This window comes from Halomonas garicola (assembly GCF_031935715.1).
In the GTDB taxonomy this organism is placed as follows: domain Bacteria; phylum Pseudomonadota; class Gammaproteobacteria; order Pseudomonadales; family Halomonadaceae; genus Vreelandella; species Vreelandella garicola.
Window position 1 is genome coordinate 65670 of record NZ_JASSZF010000002.1, and the last position, 16046, is coordinate 81715.

At 61.0% G+C, this 16046-nt stretch carries 13 protein-coding genes and 1 pseudogene; 5 read left to right on the forward strand and 9 right to left on the reverse strand.

Annotated features, from left to right (window positions below; all coding sequences use genetic code 11):
- Nucleotides 1-128 precede the first annotated feature (128 nt).
- Nucleotides 129-812 (forward strand): cytochrome b/b6 domain-containing protein, encoded by a 684-nt coding sequence (locus tag RS027_RS01310; protein ID WP_311946979.1) that lies wholly within the window; start codon nt 129-131, stop codon nt 810-812.
- Nucleotides 813-913: 101 nt separating this feature from the next.
- Here the strand turns inward: RS027_RS01310 and RS027_RS01315 are convergent, their stop codons facing one another.
- From RS027_RS01315 to RS027_RS01330, 4 genes are all read right to left on the reverse strand, one after another.
- Complete coding sequence (locus RS027_RS01315; protein WP_311952769.1) at nt 914-1384, reverse strand: c-type cytochrome; 471 nt, start codon at nt 1382-1384, stop codon at nt 914-916.
- A 208-nt stretch (nt 1385-1592) separates the two neighbouring features.
- Nucleotides 1593-1997: a DUF2069 domain-containing protein gene (locus RS027_RS01320; protein WP_311946983.1), complete on the reverse strand. Its 405-nt coding sequence runs from the start codon at nt 1995-1997 to the stop codon at nt 1593-1595.
- On the reverse strand, nt 1997-2617 hold the full coding sequence (gene wrbA / locus RS027_RS01325; protein ID WP_311952772.1) for an NAD(P)H:quinone oxidoreductase: 621 nt from the start codon (nt 2615-2617) through the stop codon (nt 1997-1999). The genes RS027_RS01320 and wrbA overlap by 1 nt, the downstream gene beginning before the upstream one ends.
- A gap of 21 nt (nt 2618-2638) precedes the next feature.
- Nucleotides 2639-3196, reverse strand: coding sequence for a gamma-glutamylcyclotransferase family protein (locus tag RS027_RS01330; RefSeq protein ID WP_311952775.1), 558 nt, complete (start codon nt 3194-3196; stop codon nt 2639-2641).
- 24 nt (nt 3197-3220) lie between these two features.
- Here RS027_RS01330 and smrA point away from each other — a divergent pair, with 24 nt between their 5' ends.
- Nucleotides 3221-3811 (forward strand): DNA endonuclease SmrA, encoded by a 591-nt coding sequence (smrA, locus tag RS027_RS01335; protein WP_311952779.1) that lies wholly within the window; start codon nt 3221-3223, stop codon nt 3809-3811.
- On the opposite strand, the gene RS027_RS01340 is transcribed toward smrA, so the two are convergent.
- Both RS027_RS01340 and metH read right to left on the reverse strand, forming a co-directional pair.
- Nucleotides 3808-5109 (reverse strand): MATE family efflux transporter, encoded by a 1302-nt coding sequence (locus RS027_RS01340; protein WP_376717569.1) that lies wholly within the window; start codon nt 5107-5109, stop codon nt 3808-3810. The two genes, smrA and RS027_RS01340, sit on opposite strands and share 4 nt — an antisense overlap.
- Nucleotides 5110-5145: 36 nt before the next feature.
- Entirely contained in the window at nt 5146-8841 is a 3696-nt protein-coding gene (metH, locus tag RS027_RS01345) for a methionine synthase (protein WP_311952800.1), read from the reverse strand.
- A 236-nt stretch (nt 8842-9077) separates the two neighbouring features.
- Between metH and nfuA the strand changes: the two genes are divergently transcribed.
- Nucleotides 9078-9722 (forward strand): Fe-S biogenesis protein NfuA, encoded by a 645-nt coding sequence (nfuA, locus tag RS027_RS01350; RefSeq protein ID WP_311952803.1) that lies wholly within the window; start codon nt 9078-9080, stop codon nt 9720-9722.
- A gap of 144 nt (nt 9723-9866) precedes the next feature.
- On the opposite strand, the gene RS027_RS01355 is transcribed toward nfuA, so the two are convergent.
- The gene (locus RS027_RS01355; protein WP_311952805.1) at nt 9867-10913 is read right to left on the reverse strand and encodes a DNA-binding protein; all 1047 of its coding nucleotides are present in this window, start codon (nt 10911-10913) and stop codon (nt 9867-9869) included.
- Between the two features lie 232 nt (nt 10914-11145).
- Here RS027_RS01355 and RS027_RS01360 point away from each other — a divergent pair, with 232 nt between their 5' ends.
- On the forward strand, nt 11146-12369 hold the full coding sequence (locus RS027_RS01360; RefSeq protein ID WP_311952808.1) for a tyrosine-type recombinase/integrase: 1224 nt from the start codon (nt 11146-11148) through the stop codon (nt 12367-12369).
- Nucleotides 12370-12414: 45 nt separating this feature from the next.
- Complete coding sequence (locus tag RS027_RS01365) at nt 12415-12831, forward strand: SufE family protein (RefSeq protein ID WP_311952812.1); 417 nt, start codon at nt 12415-12417, stop codon at nt 12829-12831.
- A gap of 91 nt (nt 12832-12922) precedes the next feature.
- Here the strand turns inward: RS027_RS01365 and RS027_RS01370 are convergent.
- Nucleotides 12923-14262: pseudogene (locus RS027_RS01370) on the reverse strand (Na+/H+ antiporter family protein).
- Between the two features lie 281 nt (nt 14263-14543).
- The gene (locus RS027_RS01375; protein WP_311952817.1) at nt 14544-16004 is read right to left on the reverse strand and encodes a Na+/H+ antiporter family protein; all 1461 of its coding nucleotides are present in this window, start codon (nt 16002-16004) and stop codon (nt 14544-14546) included.
- Between the last annotated feature and the right edge of the window lie 42 nt (nt 16005-16046).

Sequence of the window (16046 nt, forward strand, 5' to 3'; positions counted from 1 at the left end):
CGAAGTCGTTAGCCGCGCTGCTGCGGCACCGAGCCACGGCCAATAACCACGCCGTATTCTATGAGAAAGCCTGAATAAATGCGAAACTGTTATATCAATATAGGGCGGGCTTAAACGGGAGTGGAGCGATGCAGCGTATTCGTGTCTGGGACGTCTATGTGCGGCTTTTTCATTGGGCGCTGGTGATTTCCGTGCTGGTGTCATTTTACACCATGAAAACCGCAGGCGAACCGTTTCTGTTCCCCGCCGCGGTTCACGCCAAGGCCGGCTACGTCACGCTCGGCCTTTTAACCTTCCGCTGGCTGTGGGGGTTTTTCGGCAGCTTCTTTGCCCGCTTTACCACCTTCCTGCGCTCGCCGCGCATTTCGCTTGGCTATGCCTGGAGCCTTTTAAAGCGCCGCCCCAAGCCCTACGCCGGGCATAATCCGATTGGCGGGTGGATGGTGCTTGTCATGCTGCTGTCGCTAACGTTCCAGGGCGCCAGCGGGCTTTTTTTAAGCGACGATATCTTCTTTGAGGCGCCGCTCTACGGCGCGCTGGGGGCCGACATCAGCAAAACGCTGCTTACCCTGCACCGCTACAACAGCACGCTGCTGCTGGTCCTGATCGGCCTGCATATTGGTGCCATCGTCTTTCATCGGCTGCTGGGCGAGAGGCTGGTGGGGGCCATGTTTACCGGCAACAAGCGCTTGCCCGGCCCGCCGATGGACGCCGACCCGAGCGCCTCCCCACTGACGCCGCGTCCGCTGTGGCTTGGCCTGCTGGCCATTGCCTGTGCCGCGGGTGTCAGCCTGACCTGGTGGTACTGGTAGCGCGCGCCAGGGCAGCGGACACAAAAACGGGAAGCCGTAGCTTCCCGTCTGGATACGCTGCCTGCGGTCAGGCAAGCTGATCTATTTGGACTCCTGCCGGCTTACTCGGCGCGGTAGTCGTCGTGGCAGTTCTTGCAGGTCTTGCCGACTTTCGACAGCTGGGCGCGCGACGTCTGAAAGTCCTTGTCCTCGGCGACCGTCGCCAGCTTCTGCGACTCGTCGATCAGATCCTGCTGCTTTTGCTCAAAATCATCCGGGTTATCGGCAATCTTTGCCAGCGCATCGGTGTCCACGCCGTGGCCGTCGTCCTGATAGCTGCCGTCAACAAAGCCTTCCCAGGGCATGCTTGCCAGGTTGGCGACGTTCTGTGCCCGACGCGCGAACTCGTCGCCGTCATACTCGATATCGCCCTTGGCCATGTCCGCAATCGGGCCGAAATGCCAGCCCATGACCCCTAGCGCCGACTGGCGATAATGAATAGCATCTTCAGGCTCGGCGGCGCTGGCGGTAACGCTTGCGGTTAGCAGCGCGGCACAGACTGCGGCACTCAGGCCGGTTTTCATGATACGCATCAAAACTTCTCCCTTGTCGTTATCACAGCATCGTCATCACGGCATCGTCATGACGGCATCGTCATGACGGCCGGATTCTCTTTGTGCTCAATATGCCTTTGACACATGGCGTTACGCGGTAACGTCCCATCACCTTAGCCTAATAAGCTTATCACTTGAAGATGTAAAACACGGGCGCCTTTGTCGGGCGTGAAGGGCCGGTGCCTGCTCAGCTGGCGTCACGTTCGCGCAGCAGCCGGCTGCGAAACCGCGCGTAGCCCATGCAGCCGGTAAACAGCGCCAGCGCCACCCCGGCTTCGAGCACGCCGCGAAGGTGCTGTCCGGGTAGCGTAGCGACCATGACGCCCTGCATGAAATACAGCAGGCTGACAAACGCAAGCCAGGCGTGCCCGCGCGGCCGCCTGCCGAGAATCGAGGGCAAAAACAGCACCAGCGGCAGCACAAACGCGACGATAGGGCGCCAGTTGAAGTCGGCGTCGCCCTGAATCAGCAGGCCGCGATACACCATCAGCATCAGCAGCAGGGCAAAGCTTGCCACGACCAGGCGACGTGAATGCCGGGTGAGGGTAGCCAGGCCCCGCCGACGCTCCAGCTCTTCCAGCCACTGACGCATTATTCGGCCTCCCGCATGGCATGCAGCGCAAGCCCCAAACGGGCAATGCGCCTGCCGAGTGCTACGCAGAGCTCGCGCTCGTGGTCGTCCACCGGGCGGTCGCCGCGCGCGCCGGCCACGTGGCTGGCGCCGTAGGGCGTGCCGCCGCCCTGGGTTTCGAGCAGCGCCGTTTCGCTGTACGGAATCCCCGCATAGACCATGCCGTGGTGCAAAAGCGGCAGCAGCATGGAAATCAGCGTGGTTTCCTGCCCGCCGTGAAGGCTAGCGGTTGAGGTAAAGGCACAGGCGGGTTTGTCGACCATCGCCCCGTTGAGCCAGAGCCCGCTGGTGGTATCAAGAAAATACTTGAGCGGTGAGGCCATGTTGCCAAAGCGGGTGGGGCTACCCAGCGCCAGGCCGCTGGCGTGGCGGAGGTCATCGTGGTCGACGTAAACCGCGCCCTCCTCGGGAATTTCCGGCGCCACTGCCTCGGACACCGGCGATACCGGCGGCACCGTGCGCAGACGCGCTTCAATACCGGGAACGCTTTCGATGCCCTTGACGATCTGGCGCGCCATGGTGACCGTCGCTCCGGAGCGGGAATAGTACAACACAAGAATATACGGCAGTTCGGCACTCATTAACGGGCTCCCTGGTGAGCGTCAGTCGCGGTGTGCGTTAAGGAATGAGGTATCGGCGCCCATGGTATCAGAGCCCGGACAGCCGATGGGCGTTTGCCCGGCAGCGCTGGCGTCGAGCCGGCGGTAGACCCAGGCCCGCGTGTCGTTGGCAAGCGTGACCGCAAGGCGAGCGTAGCGCCTGCCGAGCCGCTCGTAGCGGTCCAGGCGGGAAAGCTCGGCGGCAGACACGCTGAACACCTGGCCGGCGACGCGCCCGCCCGGAGCCGGGGCGATGTTCAACCCGCAGCGGCGGTAGTCGACCAGGGTAGCGTCATCGGTACTGCCGGCCGAGCCCATGACCAGGTAGCGCACCGGCGCATAGCGCAGGGTGCCGTAAACAAAAACCTGGTGCGAGCCCGGCGCCACCGGGGCAAGATGAGCCGGGCGGTCATAGCCCCAGGGGCTCAGCCAGATAAACCACCACCAGGTCGCCGCGGCCAGCAGCAAAAGGCCGGCAAGTCCGAGGCCGGTTTTTATCGCACGCTTAAGCCGCTGTGAAGGTTTTGATACGCTTGCCCGGGATAAGCTGAATAACGTCATGTGCCGTCAGCCGGAGGTAGGAAGATGAATCAGTCACTGCGTGACCAGACGGATTTTGCCGCGGTGGTCGGCGACGTGGCCCCGCTCAAGCGCGACAATCGCGCCGACCCGGGTAAAGCACCGCCGGCGTCAGCCGATGGCGGGCAGGCCCGTCGCGCCGCCGCCGAAGAAAACATCGGCGAGCATAACTTTCTCTCGGATGATTTCGTCGACCTGCTGCCGCCCGCCGACCCCATGGCATTTCGCCGCGACGGCATCCAGCGGGGCGTGGCTGACAAGCTCAAGCACGGCGGCTACCCGGTGCAGGCCCAGCTGCACCTGCTGCGTCTGCCGCTGGCCAAGTGCCGGCAGAGGCTGTTTGCCTTCATGGAAGACGCCTACCATAACGACCTGCGCTCGGTGCTGATTGTGCACGGCCGCGGGCGGGAAATCGACAGCCCGGCCAACGTGCTGCGCTCGTATCTGGCCAAGTGGCTGACTCAGTTTGACCAGGTACAGGCTTACGTCTCGGCCCAGCAGGCCGACGGCGGGCTGGGAGCAACCTGGGTGATGCTGCGTAAAAGCCAGCGCGCCAAGGCCAACAACCGCGAACGCCAGCAGAAACGCCGCGGCTAGGCGGGCTCAGCCGCCGGTATCGCCCAGCGGCGACGCTGCCATACCCACAGAAACCCCAGGGAATTGAGCACCCGATAGCCAAGCTGGGTAAGCCAGATGCCCAACAGCCCGTAGCCGCCGGCGACGCCGACGGCCCAGGCCACGGGCAAAAACACCAGCCACTGCATGGAAAGCGTAAGCGTCATCACCGTACGCTGGGCGCCGGCGCCCATTAGCGCCTGGGCCAGTACCAGGGCGGCGGCATCCAGCACGATCATCGCCCCGGTCAGCCGCAGCGGCAGGGCACCCAGCTCGATCAGCGCGGCATCGTGCAAAAACAGCCCGAGTATCAGCCGGGGGAAAGCCAGCATGGGTAGCGCAAGCGTGGCGAGCAACAGCCAGGCAAGCCTGAGCGCGTCCAGCCCCCAGCGGTGGGCATCGCCGCGGGCGTCACGGCCCAGCGCGTCACCGACCAGGCTCATGGCGGCCACGCCCACGCCCACGCCGGGCAGCACCAGCAGCAGGGAAAGGTTGATCAGGATATGCCCCACGGCCACGCTCTGGGTGCCTACCCGGCTTAGCATCCAGAACAGCACCGCGTAGCCGGCGGCAAAGCACAGCTGCTGCAGCGAGTGCGGCCAGACCAGCGCGGCCAGGCGTCCGACGGCGCGCGGCGTCGGCAGGCGGGTGAGAAACCCGTGCGCCCGCGCGCCCTTGAGACTCACTCCGACCCAAAGCACCAGCCCCAGGCACAGCGACAGCGCCGAGCCGGCCCCGGCGCCCTCTGCGCCCATGGCGGGAAGGCCCGCCAGGCCAAAGATCAGCCCCAGGCTTGCCAGCACGTTAAAGGCGTGGACGCAAAGAATGATGCGCAGATACATGCCGGTTTGCTGGCGGCCGTTCCAGTAGCCGCGCAGGCACAGGGTCATGGCCACCGCCAGCAGGGCGGCGACGCGCCAGCGAAAGTAGCTAGCCCCCACCGCCTGAACGTCGGGCGCCGGGGTAATCAGCCCGATCAGCGCGGGCGCCTGCCACCAGGCCAGCAGGCTGATGGGGGCGGCGATGAGGATCGCCAACATCAGCCCGCCGTTGAGCGGCCCGGCCGGGGCGGCGGCCTCTTCACCGAGCCGCCGGGCGGTTTGCGACTGCACCGCGGACGACAGCCCGAATACCAGCGCGGTCATCATGAACATGGCGTAGCCGCCGACGCCCACACCGGCCAGCGCCACCTCGCCGAGCGAGCCGACCATGGCCGCGTCGATCAGGTTGAGCACGCTTTGCGACAGCATGCCCAGCATCACCGGCAGCGCCAGGCGCATGACCCGGCGCCGGCGCGGGGGCAGAAGCGTCACCGCTTATTCCGGGTCGTAGGAGAGCACCGGCGCCAGCCAGCGCTCCATGTCGTCCAGGGGGCGATTTTTACGCGCGGCCAGCACTTCGACCTGGTCTCGGGTGATCTTGCCGGTGGCAAAATACTTCGACTGCGGGTGGGAAAAATACCAACCGGCCACGGCCGCCGCGGGCCACATGGCGAAGTTCTCGGTTAGCTCAAGGCCGGTGTGCTGCGTGGCATTCAACAGCTCGAACAGCTTGATTTTCTCGGTGTGATCCGGGCAGGCGGGGTAGCCCGGCGCCGGGCGAATCCCCTGGTATTTTTCGGCGATCAGCGCGGTGTTATCCAGGGTCTCTTCCGGCACATAGCCCCAGTACTCCCGGCGCACGCGCTCGTGGAGCAGCTCGGCAAAGGCTTCGGCCATGCGGTCGGTAAGCGCCTGCACCATAATGGCGTTGTAGTCGTCGCCGGCGTCCTTGTAGCTCTGACCGAGTTCTTCCACGCCGTGGCCGGTGGTTACGGCAAAGCCGCCGATCCAGTCGGGGTTGCCGGTATCTTTCGGGGCGACAAAGTCGGCCAGGCTATAGCACAGGCCGTCGCGCCCCTTGGTGGTTTGCTGGCGGATATGAAAAAGCCGCTCGACCACGTCGCCGCGGGATTCGTCGCGATAGATTTCGATCTCGTCGTCATCCACGCTGTTGGCCGGCCACAGGCCGATAACGCCGCGCGCCCGAATGCGCTTTTCGTCGACCATCTTTTTGAGCATGGCCTGGGCATCGTCAAACAAACTGCGCGCCGCTTCGCCGACGACCTCGTCATCCAGAATCTTCGGATACTTGCCGGTGAGCTGCCAGCTCATGAAAAACGGCGTCCAGTCGATGAAGTCGACAATCGCTTCCAGGTCGTAATCGTCGAAGGCAATCACGCCCTGGGTGTGGGGGGCCGGCGGGGTATAGGCGTCCCAGTCGGTGCGAAAGCGACGCTTGCGCGCCTGCTCGTAGGTGAGATCGGCGGCCTTGGGGCGGCGCTTGGCGTTGCGCTCGCGCACCTTGTCGTAGTCGGCGCTGATTTCGGCGACGTAGGCCTCTTTCAGGTTGTCGGCCAGCAGGCGGCTGGCCACGCCCACCGCCCGGGAGGCGTCGGTGACGTAAATCACCGGGTTCTGATACTGCGGGTCGACTTTCACCGCCGTGTGCGCCTTGGACGTGGTGGCGCCGCCGATGAGCAGCGGCAGATCAAACTCCTGGCGCTGCATTTCCTTGGCCACGCTGACCATCTCGTCCAGGGACGGCGTGATCAGCCCGGACAGTCCGATCATGTCGGCGTTTTCGTCGATGGCGGTTTGCAAGATCTTCGCCGCCGGGACCATCACGCCAAGATCAATCACCTCGTAGTTGTTGCACTGCAGCACCACGCCGACGATGTTCTTGCCGATATCGTGAACGTCGCCTTTCACCGTGGCCATCACGATCTTGCCCTTGGACTGGGTGTTCTCGTCCTTTTCCGCCTCGATGTAGGGCAGCAGATGGCCTACGGCCTGCTTCATCACCCGGGCGGACTTGACCACCTGGGGCAGAAACATCTTGCCCGCGCCGAACAGATCGCCGACCACGTTCATGCCGTCCATCAGCGGGCCTTCGATAACCTCGATGGGGCGGTCGAACTGCTGGCGGGCCTCTTCGGTATCGTCGACGATATGGCTGGTAATGCCCTTGACCAGCGCGTGCTCGATGCGCTTGGCGACGTCGTACTCGCGCCACTCGAGGTCTTCCTTTTTGGGGCCGCCAGCGGCTGCGTTCTTATAGCTTTCGGCAAGATCCAGCAGGCGCTCGGTGGCATCCTCGCGGCGATTGAGGACCACGTCTTCCACGGCGTCGCGGAGCTCGGCGTCCAAATCGTCGTACACGCCCAGCTGGCCGGCGTTGACGATACCCATGGTCAGACCCGCGCGCACCGCGTGGTAGAGAAATACCGAGTGAATGGCCTCGCGCACGGCGTTGTTGCCGCGAAACGAGAACGACACGTTGGACACCCCGCCGGAGACCATGGCGTGGGGCAGGTTGTCGCGGATCCACTCCGTGGCCTGGATGAAGTCCACGCCGTAGTTGTTGTGCTCTTCGATGCCGGTGGCGATGGCGAAGATGTTGGGGTCGAAGATGATGTCTTCGGCAGGGAAGCCGATGTCGTCGACCAGCAGGCGATAGGCCCGCGCGCAAATCTCGGTCTTGCGGGCGAAGGTATCCGCCTGGCCGTCTTCATCGAAGGCCATGATGACAACCGCCGCGCCAAAGCGCCGGCACTTGGTGGCCTGCTCGCGAAAGTCCGCTTCGCCTTCCTTGAGCGAGATGGAGTTAACAATCGCTTTGCCCTGAATGCACGCAAGACCCGCTTCGATGATTTCCCATTTGGACGAGTCGATCATGATCGGCACCCGGGCAATGTCGGGCTCGCCGGCGATCAGGTTGAGAAAGCGCACCATGGCATCCTGGGATTCGAGCATCCCTTCGTCCATGTTGATGTCGATGACCTGAGCGCCGTTTTCGACCTGCTCAAGGGCCACCTCCAGGGCGGTGGTGTAGTCCTCTTCCTTGATCAGCCGCTTGAAGCGCGCGGAGCCGGTGACGTTGGTGCGCTCGCCGACGTTGACGAACAGCGAGTCGGCGGCGATGTTGAACGGCTCGAGGCCCGACAGGCGGCAGGCAGCGGGGCGCTTGGGGATCTCGCGCGGCGGCATGTCGGCCACGGCCTCGGCAATCATGCGGATGTGTTCGGGCGCTGAGCCGCAGCAGCCGCCGATGATGTTGACCAGCCCGCTCTGGGCAAACTCGGCGACGATCGACGACATTTCCTCTGCGGACTGGTCGTATTCGCCAAACTCGTTGGGAAGCCCGGCGTTGGGGTGGGCGGAGACGAAGGTATCGGCCTTGTCGGCAAGCTCGGCCAGGTAGGGGCGCAGCTCGCTGGCCCCCAGGGCGCAGTTGAGGCCGACGGAAAACGGGTTGGCGTGGCGCACGGAGTTCCAGAACGCCTCGGTGGTCTGGCCGGAGAGGGTGCGCCCGGAAGCGTCGGTAATGGTGCCCGAGATCATCACCGGGGTGCGCTCGCCCCGGGCCTCGAACATTTCCTCCAGCGCGTAGATGGCCGCCTTGGCGTTGAGCGTGTCGAAAATCGTCTCGATCAGAATCAGGTCGGCGCCGCCCTCGACCAGCGCCGTGGCGGCCTCCAGATAGTTTTCGCGCAGCGAGTCAAAGGTGACGTTGCGCTTGGACGGATCGTTGACGTCCGGGGAGAGCGAGGCGGTGCGCGACGTGGGGCCGAGCACCCCGGCGACGTAGCGCGGCGTGCCGGTCTCACTGGCCACGGCGTCGCACGCGCTCCGGGCCAGGCGGGCCGCCTCGAAGTTGATCTCGCTAACCAGGTCTTCCATGCCGTAGTCGGACTGGGAGAGCCGGGTGCTGTTGAAGGTGTTGGTCTCGATGATGTCGGCGCCGGCTTCAAGGTAGTCGCGATGGATGCGCGTCACGACGTCCGGACAGGTCAACACCAGCAGGTCGTTGTTGCCCTTTAGATCGCTCGGCCAGTCGCTGAAGCGTTCGCCGCGAAACTCCGCCTCGCTTAGCTGCGCGTTTTGCAGCATGGTGCCCATGCCGCCGTCAAGAATCAGGATGCGTTGAGCAAGGCGCTCTTCAAGGGTCGCAGTCAAAGCACTAGCAGCCATAGCGAAGGGAAATCTCCAGCGTCACCGTAAAGAAAACAGGTTGTCTTGTTGCGCCATCGGCAGGTGAGCGGGCACGACGGGCGGGCGCGTATGATACCAAAGTATCCTCTTGCGCGCAGCTTGCCGTCAAAGCCGAGTAAAACACTCAGGATTGTGTCGGCGCCCGGTTTTGCTTATCATTGAGGCGAATATTGTTCGCCGTGCGCAGTACGCTGCCACCGTAGGAGACAAGTCCCATGACCACGACCGCTGAAGTACAAGATTCGCAGACTCGGCAGGACGTCGCTGAAGAAGCCAAGCAGGGCATCGAGATTACGCCGAGCGCCCAGGAGTACCTCGCCGAACTGCTGGAAAAGCAGAACGTCGAAGGCATCGCCGTGCGCATCTTCATTACCCAGCCAGGCACGCCCTACGCCGAGACCTGCCTGGCCTACTGCCGCCCGGGCGAAGAAGAGCCCGACGACGTGGCGCTGGAGCTGGAAAAGCTCCGCGTGTTTCTGGAAAAGAACAGCGTCAACTTTCTGGAAGAGGCGGTGGTCGACTTCAACGCCGACCGCATGGGTGGCCAGCTGACCATCAAGGCGCCCAACGCCAAGATGCCCAAGGTCAACGCCGACAGCCCCCTGGCAGACCGCGTCAACTACGTGCTCTACAGCGAGATCAACCCGGGGCTTGCCGCCCACGGCGGCGAGGTTCGCCTGGTCGAGCTGACCGACGACAACGTGGCCGTGCTGTCCTTCGGCGGCGGCTGTCAGGGGTGTGCGGCCGTGGACATCACGCTCAAACACGGCGTCGAGCGCACCCTGCTTGAGCGCATTCCCGAAATGGGCGGTATCCGCGACGTCACCGACCACTCCGATACCACCAACGCTTACTACTAACTTGAGGCCTGGCCATATCGAGCGCTAGCTCGGTAGGCTGAGTCCCACTAAGCTTAGCCCCATTAAGCTTAGCCCCAGTAAGCTTAGTCTCGATATGCTTAGCTCCAAGCCCCGCTTTTCAGCGGGGCTTTTTGCATAAAGCGCTTATCGTTTCTTTGCATCAGACTCGTCGGGCACGACGGCGGGCAGGGTAGCCACCTGCTCTTGCAGCGCCTGGAGGCGCTGGCTCAGCGACGCCTGCCAATCGCATTCGTGTCGGTAGCGCTCGCGCTCCTGCTCCAGGGCGCGCTCCGCTTGGTTCAGCCGCTCTTGCAGGCGCTCCCGCTCGCGGTGGGCCTCTTCTGCGGCTTGTTGCTGGCCCTGGAGTGCCTCTTCCAGCTGCCCATGGCTATGCTGCCACTGGGTTTCGGCTTCCCGAACTGCCTTTAACTCCCTGCCCACTCGGTCGTTCTCCTCACCGGCCTTTTCCAGACGGACCTCAAGCTGCCGCACACGCTTTTGATGCGCCTTGTCGTCGTCGGCGCGTTCCTGGCGTACGCCATCCAGCAGGGCAAGCAGCTTGCCTTCGGTCGCCTCGTTGCGCTGCTGCTCCTCGGCGAGCTGGCGGTCGAACGCCTCGCGCTGCTGCCTGGCCTCATCGCTATGCGCCCGGGCCTGCTGCTCAAGCTTTGCTTCCTGTTCGGCGCTTTCTTCTCTCAGCGCCCGGCACGCCTGCTCTGCGCTGTCGCTGCGCGACTGCAGCTGCTTCTGCTGCGCGCGGCTTTCGGCGAGCTGTGTGCCCAGCCCTTCAATGTGTGCTTCGCGGTGGCGAAGGTGCTCGGCCAGGGCGCTTTCCCGCTGGGCCGCGTTGTCGGCTTCCTGCCGGGCCTTCTGTGCCTCATCACGAGCCGCCTCCACTTCGCGATTGGCTTCCTCTCGATAGTGGGCCAGGCCCTCGTTGGCGACGTCCTGTGCCTGGCGCCACATGTCCGTTGCCAGCGTCACAACGGCTTCGGGAATCTCCCGGGGTGGAGGCGCGTCGCGGTTTTTCTCACGCTCATCGCGCCAGTAGCGGAAGTGCTCGCTGATGGTAGTGAAGCTGCCGGTGCCGAGCACCTCGCGAATGCGCTGCACGCTCGGGTTATCGCCCCGGGCGATCAGCTCATCAATCGCCCGGCGCACGTCGGCGTACTGGATACCGGTGCGTGCCATCTCTCGCCCTCCCTGGTTGTCGTTGGCCGTGGCGCTGCTGTTAAAAGGCCATCTATTTACGAAGCCCATTGTCGATCTCGCGCCGGCAAAAAGCAATTATTACATAATACATATTACGTAATTTTATTTACATTTTGAGCAATAAATTCAAGATTACCCGCCTTATCTTGAATTTTTAAACGCGTAGCGCCAGACTGAGCCTTCCACCTTTCACTAAGGGCCAGCCGCCGCCATGACGGATACGCGCACCAAGCTGGATAATGCGCTCTCCAGCGATCGCTTCATCGACCCTTCAGCGCCGCCGGCCGTATTGGCGCCGGCGCAGAAAAGTAAACGGGTAGGCAAACAAGAGGGCAGCGGCGGCCCGCTGATTCGCGCCTCAAACGACGCCGAGGCCGTGGCCCAGTGGCTCGCGGAATACCGGGACACGCCGCAGACTTGGCGGGCCTACCGGCGGGAAGCCCGGCGCCTGCTGCTGTGGCTTGACGAGAAGGGCACTGGCCTTGGAGACGTTGACCGCGAAGCGCTGCGCCGCTTCGAGGCGTTTTTGGCCGACCCGCCGGCGAGCTGGAGAGGGGCTACGCGGCCCGAAGGGCATCCTGACTGGCGGCCGTTTCGCGGCGCGCTATCTCCCGCCAGCCGTCGCCAGGCGCTGGTAATTTTGCAGGGGCTTTACGGCTGGCTGGTTGAAGCCGGCTGGGTGGCACATAACCCGTTCCGGCTGATGCGCGATAAATCCCGCCGGCTGAACAATCAGGGCGGGCGCATCGAGCGCTATCTGGAAAAGGAGTTGTGGGACTGGTTCTGGCAGTGGCTGAGCCGGCCGCCGGCGGCCGACGCTGCGCCGCGGGCGCGCTTTGAACACGAACGGCTGCGCTTTGTCTTTGGCTTTGCCTATCTGCTGGCCCCCCGCATTGCCGAAATGGCGGCGGCGCGGATGGAAGATTTTTTTACCCGGGAAGGGCGCCTCTGGTGGCGAGTGGTAGGAAAGGGCGGCAAGCTTGCCGAGGTGCCGGTGCCGGACGACTTTATTGCTTGCCTCAAGCAGTGGCGCGGCGCGCTGGGGCTTTCAGCGCTGCCGGCGCACGCCGAAGACACGCCGCTGATCCGCGCGCTGGACGGCCAGCGTGCCGTTGGCGATAACCAGCTATACCGACTGATCCGCCGGGCGTTTACCCAGGGTACCGAGGCGCTGGCAAACGAGGGCGGCTCGGCCGCGACGGTGGAAACCCTGCGCCGGGCGACGCCGCACTGGCTACGCCATACGTCCATCACCCACCAGGCTCAGGCCGGTATCGGGCTGCACTATCTCGCCGAAAGCGCCCGCCACTCCCGGCTGGACACCACCTCGCGCTATCTGCACACCGAGGATGCGCGCTGGCACGCCGAGCAGCAGCGCCACCGCCTGACGCCGGCACCGGATGAAGGCGCTCCCGGCGTTTCACCGGTGCGTTAACGCGTTATAATGCCGATATATTCACCTGACGAAAAAGGACTCGCCATGAGCGCCGAAGAAGCTCAGCAAGAGCTCGTCGAAGAGTTCGAGTTGTTTGACAACTGGATGGACCGCTACCAGTACATTATTGACATGGGCAAACAGCTGCCGGCTTTCCCCGAGACGTGGAAAATCGAGGAGTACAAGATCAAGGGCTGCCAGTCCAACGTCTGGATGAACCACGAAAAGCAGGACGGCCAGCTCACCTTTTACGCCACCTCGGATGCGGCCATTGTGTCGGGGCTGATTGCGGTACTGCTGCGCATTTACAGCGAGCGCAGCCCGGCAGAAATCCGCGCGGCGGAGCCGCATTTTCTTGCCGACCTGGGGCTGGACAAGCACCTTTCGCCCACGCGCAGCAACGGCCTTCACGCCATGCTGCAGCGGATCTTTCAGGTGGCGGAAAAAGAAGCTGCCAGCTGACAACGCTTGAGCGTCGGGGCGGTTTGATGAAAAGGCATCTCACAAGTTGAGGCGGCCGAGCAACAGGTTCGGCCGCTTATATTGTCCACTGCTAGAGCACCATGGCGGCCAGCCACCCCGCTGCCAGCAAGGGCAGATTGAAGTGCAGGAAGGTGGGCACCACGGTATCCCAGATATGGTCGTGCTGCTCATCGGCATTGAGACCGGCGGTTGGCCCCAGAGTAGAGTCGGATGCTGGCGAGCCGGCATCGCCCAAAGCACCCGCAGTACCGATCAAGGCGACCGTCGCTAGCGGCGAAAAACCGTAAGCAATACACAGCGGTACATAGATCACAGCGATAATCGGCACTGTCGAAAAAGACGATCCGATACCCATGGTAATCAATAGCCCGACAAGTAACATTACGATCGCTGCTAGAGCCTGGTTATCGCCAATCAGTGCAGTTGAGCTTTCTACCAGACTGGAGACTTCACCCGTTGCTACCATCACTGCTGCAAATCCCTGGGCGGTGACCATAATGAAGCCAATCAGCGCCATCATGCGTAAGCCGATCACGAAAACGTCATCGACTTCATTCCAACGGAAAAAACCGGAAAGGCTCAAAATGGCAAAGCCGATCAGGCCCGCCAGCAGCATTGAACCCAGCATGAGCTGTGCCACCAATGCGGCCACAATGGCAACCAGGCTGAGGCCGATCTGGCTCATTTTGAGCTCGACCTTCTGGGGTTTCTGGTCAGTGTCGGCGATGGCCCTTGTCTGGTACTCCCGAGGCTTGCGATACGTAATAAAGACCGCTATTACCAAACCTAAAAACATGCCAATTGAGGGAATGAGCATAGCCAGCGGGATAGAGTTTAGCGAAATGGCGAAATCTGACGCCTCTCCTGCCAGGTTGATATTTTCGCCCAGAACATTGCGCTGATATACCGATCCGAAGCCTATCGGAAATAGCATATAGGCTAGGATCAGCCCGCAAGTTAGCGCACAGGCGGCAGCGCGCTGATCCAGTTTCAGACGGTCCATCACTTCCAGAAGCGGCGGTACCAGAATCGGTATAAAGGCTATATGCACAGGGATTAATGTTTCGGCCACGCTGGCACAGAGCAGCAGCATGCCGTAAAGCACGACCTGGGCAAACAGCATATTGGTGGCACTATCTTTAGCGCCAAGGAGGTGAATAATCTTTTCCGATAACAAATGAGTTATCCCGGAACGCGATGGGCGACTGCAAACGCCCCCAGCAGCGCGTAGGAGAGCGCGATGTTGGCGCCATTCCCCAGACCGCCTTCAAAGGTGGACAGTATTTCCGTGGTATCCATCCCAGCGGCAATGCCGCCGACAAAGGTGGCGATAATAAGGGCCATGATGACCGGCACCCGCGACAGGCTCAGGCCCATCATGATGACCACGGCTATGACAATAGAGTTCATGGTTTAATTCTCCGATTTCTTGTTGTATTGGGAACGGTATATAATCGTTGGTAGCAATCAGATAACGCTATTGGCGCAGTGGCAGAAGTGGTTATTTTGACACCCTTTATTGGGTATGATTTTATTCCTGCTATATCCCGTTAAATTTACCTCCCTATACGTTGGGATGTTTGCGAAGTAATTTATTGACATTAACCTATTATGAATAATCGTAACATTTATTTGAAGAATAGTGGCGCTGTGGCAAAAGTATGCAACCCTATAGCGTTAAATCGAATGGTTTATAGCAGCATTGCCGCTATCCAGGCAAATAGTAGCATGCCAAAATTAGCATGAGAAAAAGTAGGGATAACGCTGTCATTAATATGGTTATGCTGCCCATCGGCATTGAGCCCTGCAGTGGCGCCAAGCGTGATGGTGGAAGCAGGAGAGCCTGCATCGCCAAGCGCGGCGGCAGCCCCCAGTAGAGCTATTGTAGCCATTGGGGAAAAACCCAGAGTGATGGCCAATGGTATATAAATTGGTGCAAGAATAGGCACGCTGGCAAAGGAGTCACCAAACCCTATAGTAATAAATAAGCCGACAATCAACATTAGCGCAGCGCCAAGCGCCATATTGCCACCGACCATGTCGGCCGTAGCGGAGACCAATGGGGCAATCTCGTCTGTTGCGCTCAGCACACCGGAGAAGCCGGAGGCAATAGTGATGATGACAGCAATCTGGGCCATCATACGAAGTCCTTCGGTGAAGACATCGTCCTGCTCATTCCAGCGGAAGATGCCAGTGAAGCTGAGGATAATAAATCCTATCATGGCACCTACCATGAGAGAATCGAATTTCAGCTGACAGATCAAGGCCACCGCAAGCGCTAAAAGCGTGGTAACGAGCTGTGTGATTTTTAGCGTTTGCGGTGACTGTTCCACATGAAGGTCTGTCAGTGGGACGGTCTGATAATCCCTTGGCTTTCGATAAGTGTAGAAAACGGCGACAAGCATACCGACTAAAATCCCCATCACCGGTAGGAACATAGCTTTAGGTACCATGCTGGCTGTCGCCGTGAGGTCATAGGCTTGACCGACGTCATTAACGTTCGCCAACAGAATTTCATTCAAATAGATCGCCCCGAAACCGGTAGGTAGCAATAAGTAACTAGCACTGATTGAGCAGGCAAGGACACAGGCCACGGCACGCCGATCGACTTGGAGCCTATTCATCACTCCTAGCAGCGGCGGGATCAGGATGGGAATAAACGCGATATGTACGGGCACCAGGTTCTGTGACATTGCGGAGGCAGTGATAAAGGTCAAGAAGATAATCCACTTCACTCCCTTGTTAGTAGCACCTTCTCTAAGATCAAGTCGTGAAGCAATTTTGTGAGCGAGTATATCCAGTAGACCGCTACGTGCAACTGCGACAGCAAAGGCACCGATCATTACATAGGTGAGTCCCACCTGCGCGCCAATCAATAGGTTATCGTTGAAAGCGGCGATCGCGCTAGTCATGTCCATCCCGCTATGTAAGCCACCGAGTAAGGCGGCTGTGATCAGCGATATAGCAACTGGCACCTGCAATAAACATAGCGTGATCATCAATGCGATCGTCAGAATTACAGCATTTATATGGTAACCAATCGCAAATGCAATTAAATAAATCATGCTGAACATAAGAATACCAGGAATCGCTCTTCGCTTTAAAAGCAAGTCTTTTCTTTCTTCCTGATTTAGAGTTTGTGGCAACGGCATAATAACTGGCCCCTTTTATCAGATCTATTTTATTGTGTCGTT

Excerpts from the sequence above, each read along its gene's own strand:
- RS027_RS01310 (WP_311946979.1), top strand. The coding sequence starts at position 129 with ATGCAGCGTATTCGTGTCTGGGACGTCTATGTGCGGCTTTTTCATTGG.
- RS027_RS01315 (WP_311952769.1), bottom strand. The coding sequence starts at position 1,384 with ATGCGTATCATGAAAACCGGCCTGAGTGCCGCAGTCTGTGCCGCGCTG.
- RS027_RS01320 (WP_311946983.1), bottom strand. The coding sequence starts at position 1,997 with ATGCGTCAGTGGCTGGAAGAGCTGGAGCGTCGGCGGGGCCTGGCTACC.
- wrbA (WP_311952772.1), bottom strand. The coding sequence starts at position 2,617 with ATGAGTGCCGAACTGCCGTATATTCTTGTGTTGTACTATTCCCGCTCC.
- RS027_RS01330 (WP_311952775.1), bottom strand. The coding sequence starts at position 3,196 with ATGACGTTATTCAGCTTATCCCGGGCAAGCGTATCAAAACCTTCACAG.
- smrA (WP_311952779.1), top strand. The coding sequence starts at position 3,221 with ATGAATCAGTCACTGCGTGACCAGACGGATTTTGCCGCGGTGGTCGGC.
- RS027_RS01340 (WP_376717569.1), bottom strand. The coding sequence starts at position 5,109 with ATGCGCCTGGCGCTGCCGGTGATGCTGGGCATGCTGTCGCAAAGCGTG.
- metH (WP_311952800.1), bottom strand. The coding sequence starts at position 8,841 with ATGGCTGCTAGTGCTTTGACTGCGACCCTTGAAGAGCGCCTTGCTCAA.
- nfuA (WP_311952803.1), top strand. The coding sequence starts at position 9,078 with ATGACCACGACCGCTGAAGTACAAGATTCGCAGACTCGGCAGGACGTC.
- RS027_RS01355 (WP_311952805.1), bottom strand. The coding sequence starts at position 10,913 with ATGGCACGCACCGGTATCCAGTACGCCGACGTGCGCCGGGCGATTGAT.
- RS027_RS01360 (WP_311952808.1), top strand. The coding sequence starts at position 11,146 with ATGACGGATACGCGCACCAAGCTGGATAATGCGCTCTCCAGCGATCGC.
- RS027_RS01365 (WP_311952812.1), top strand. The coding sequence starts at position 12,415 with ATGAGCGCCGAAGAAGCTCAGCAAGAGCTCGTCGAAGAGTTCGAGTTG.
- RS027_RS01375 (WP_311952817.1), bottom strand. The coding sequence starts at position 16,004 with ATGCCGTTGCCACAAACTCTAAATCAGGAAGAAAGAAAAGACTTGCTT.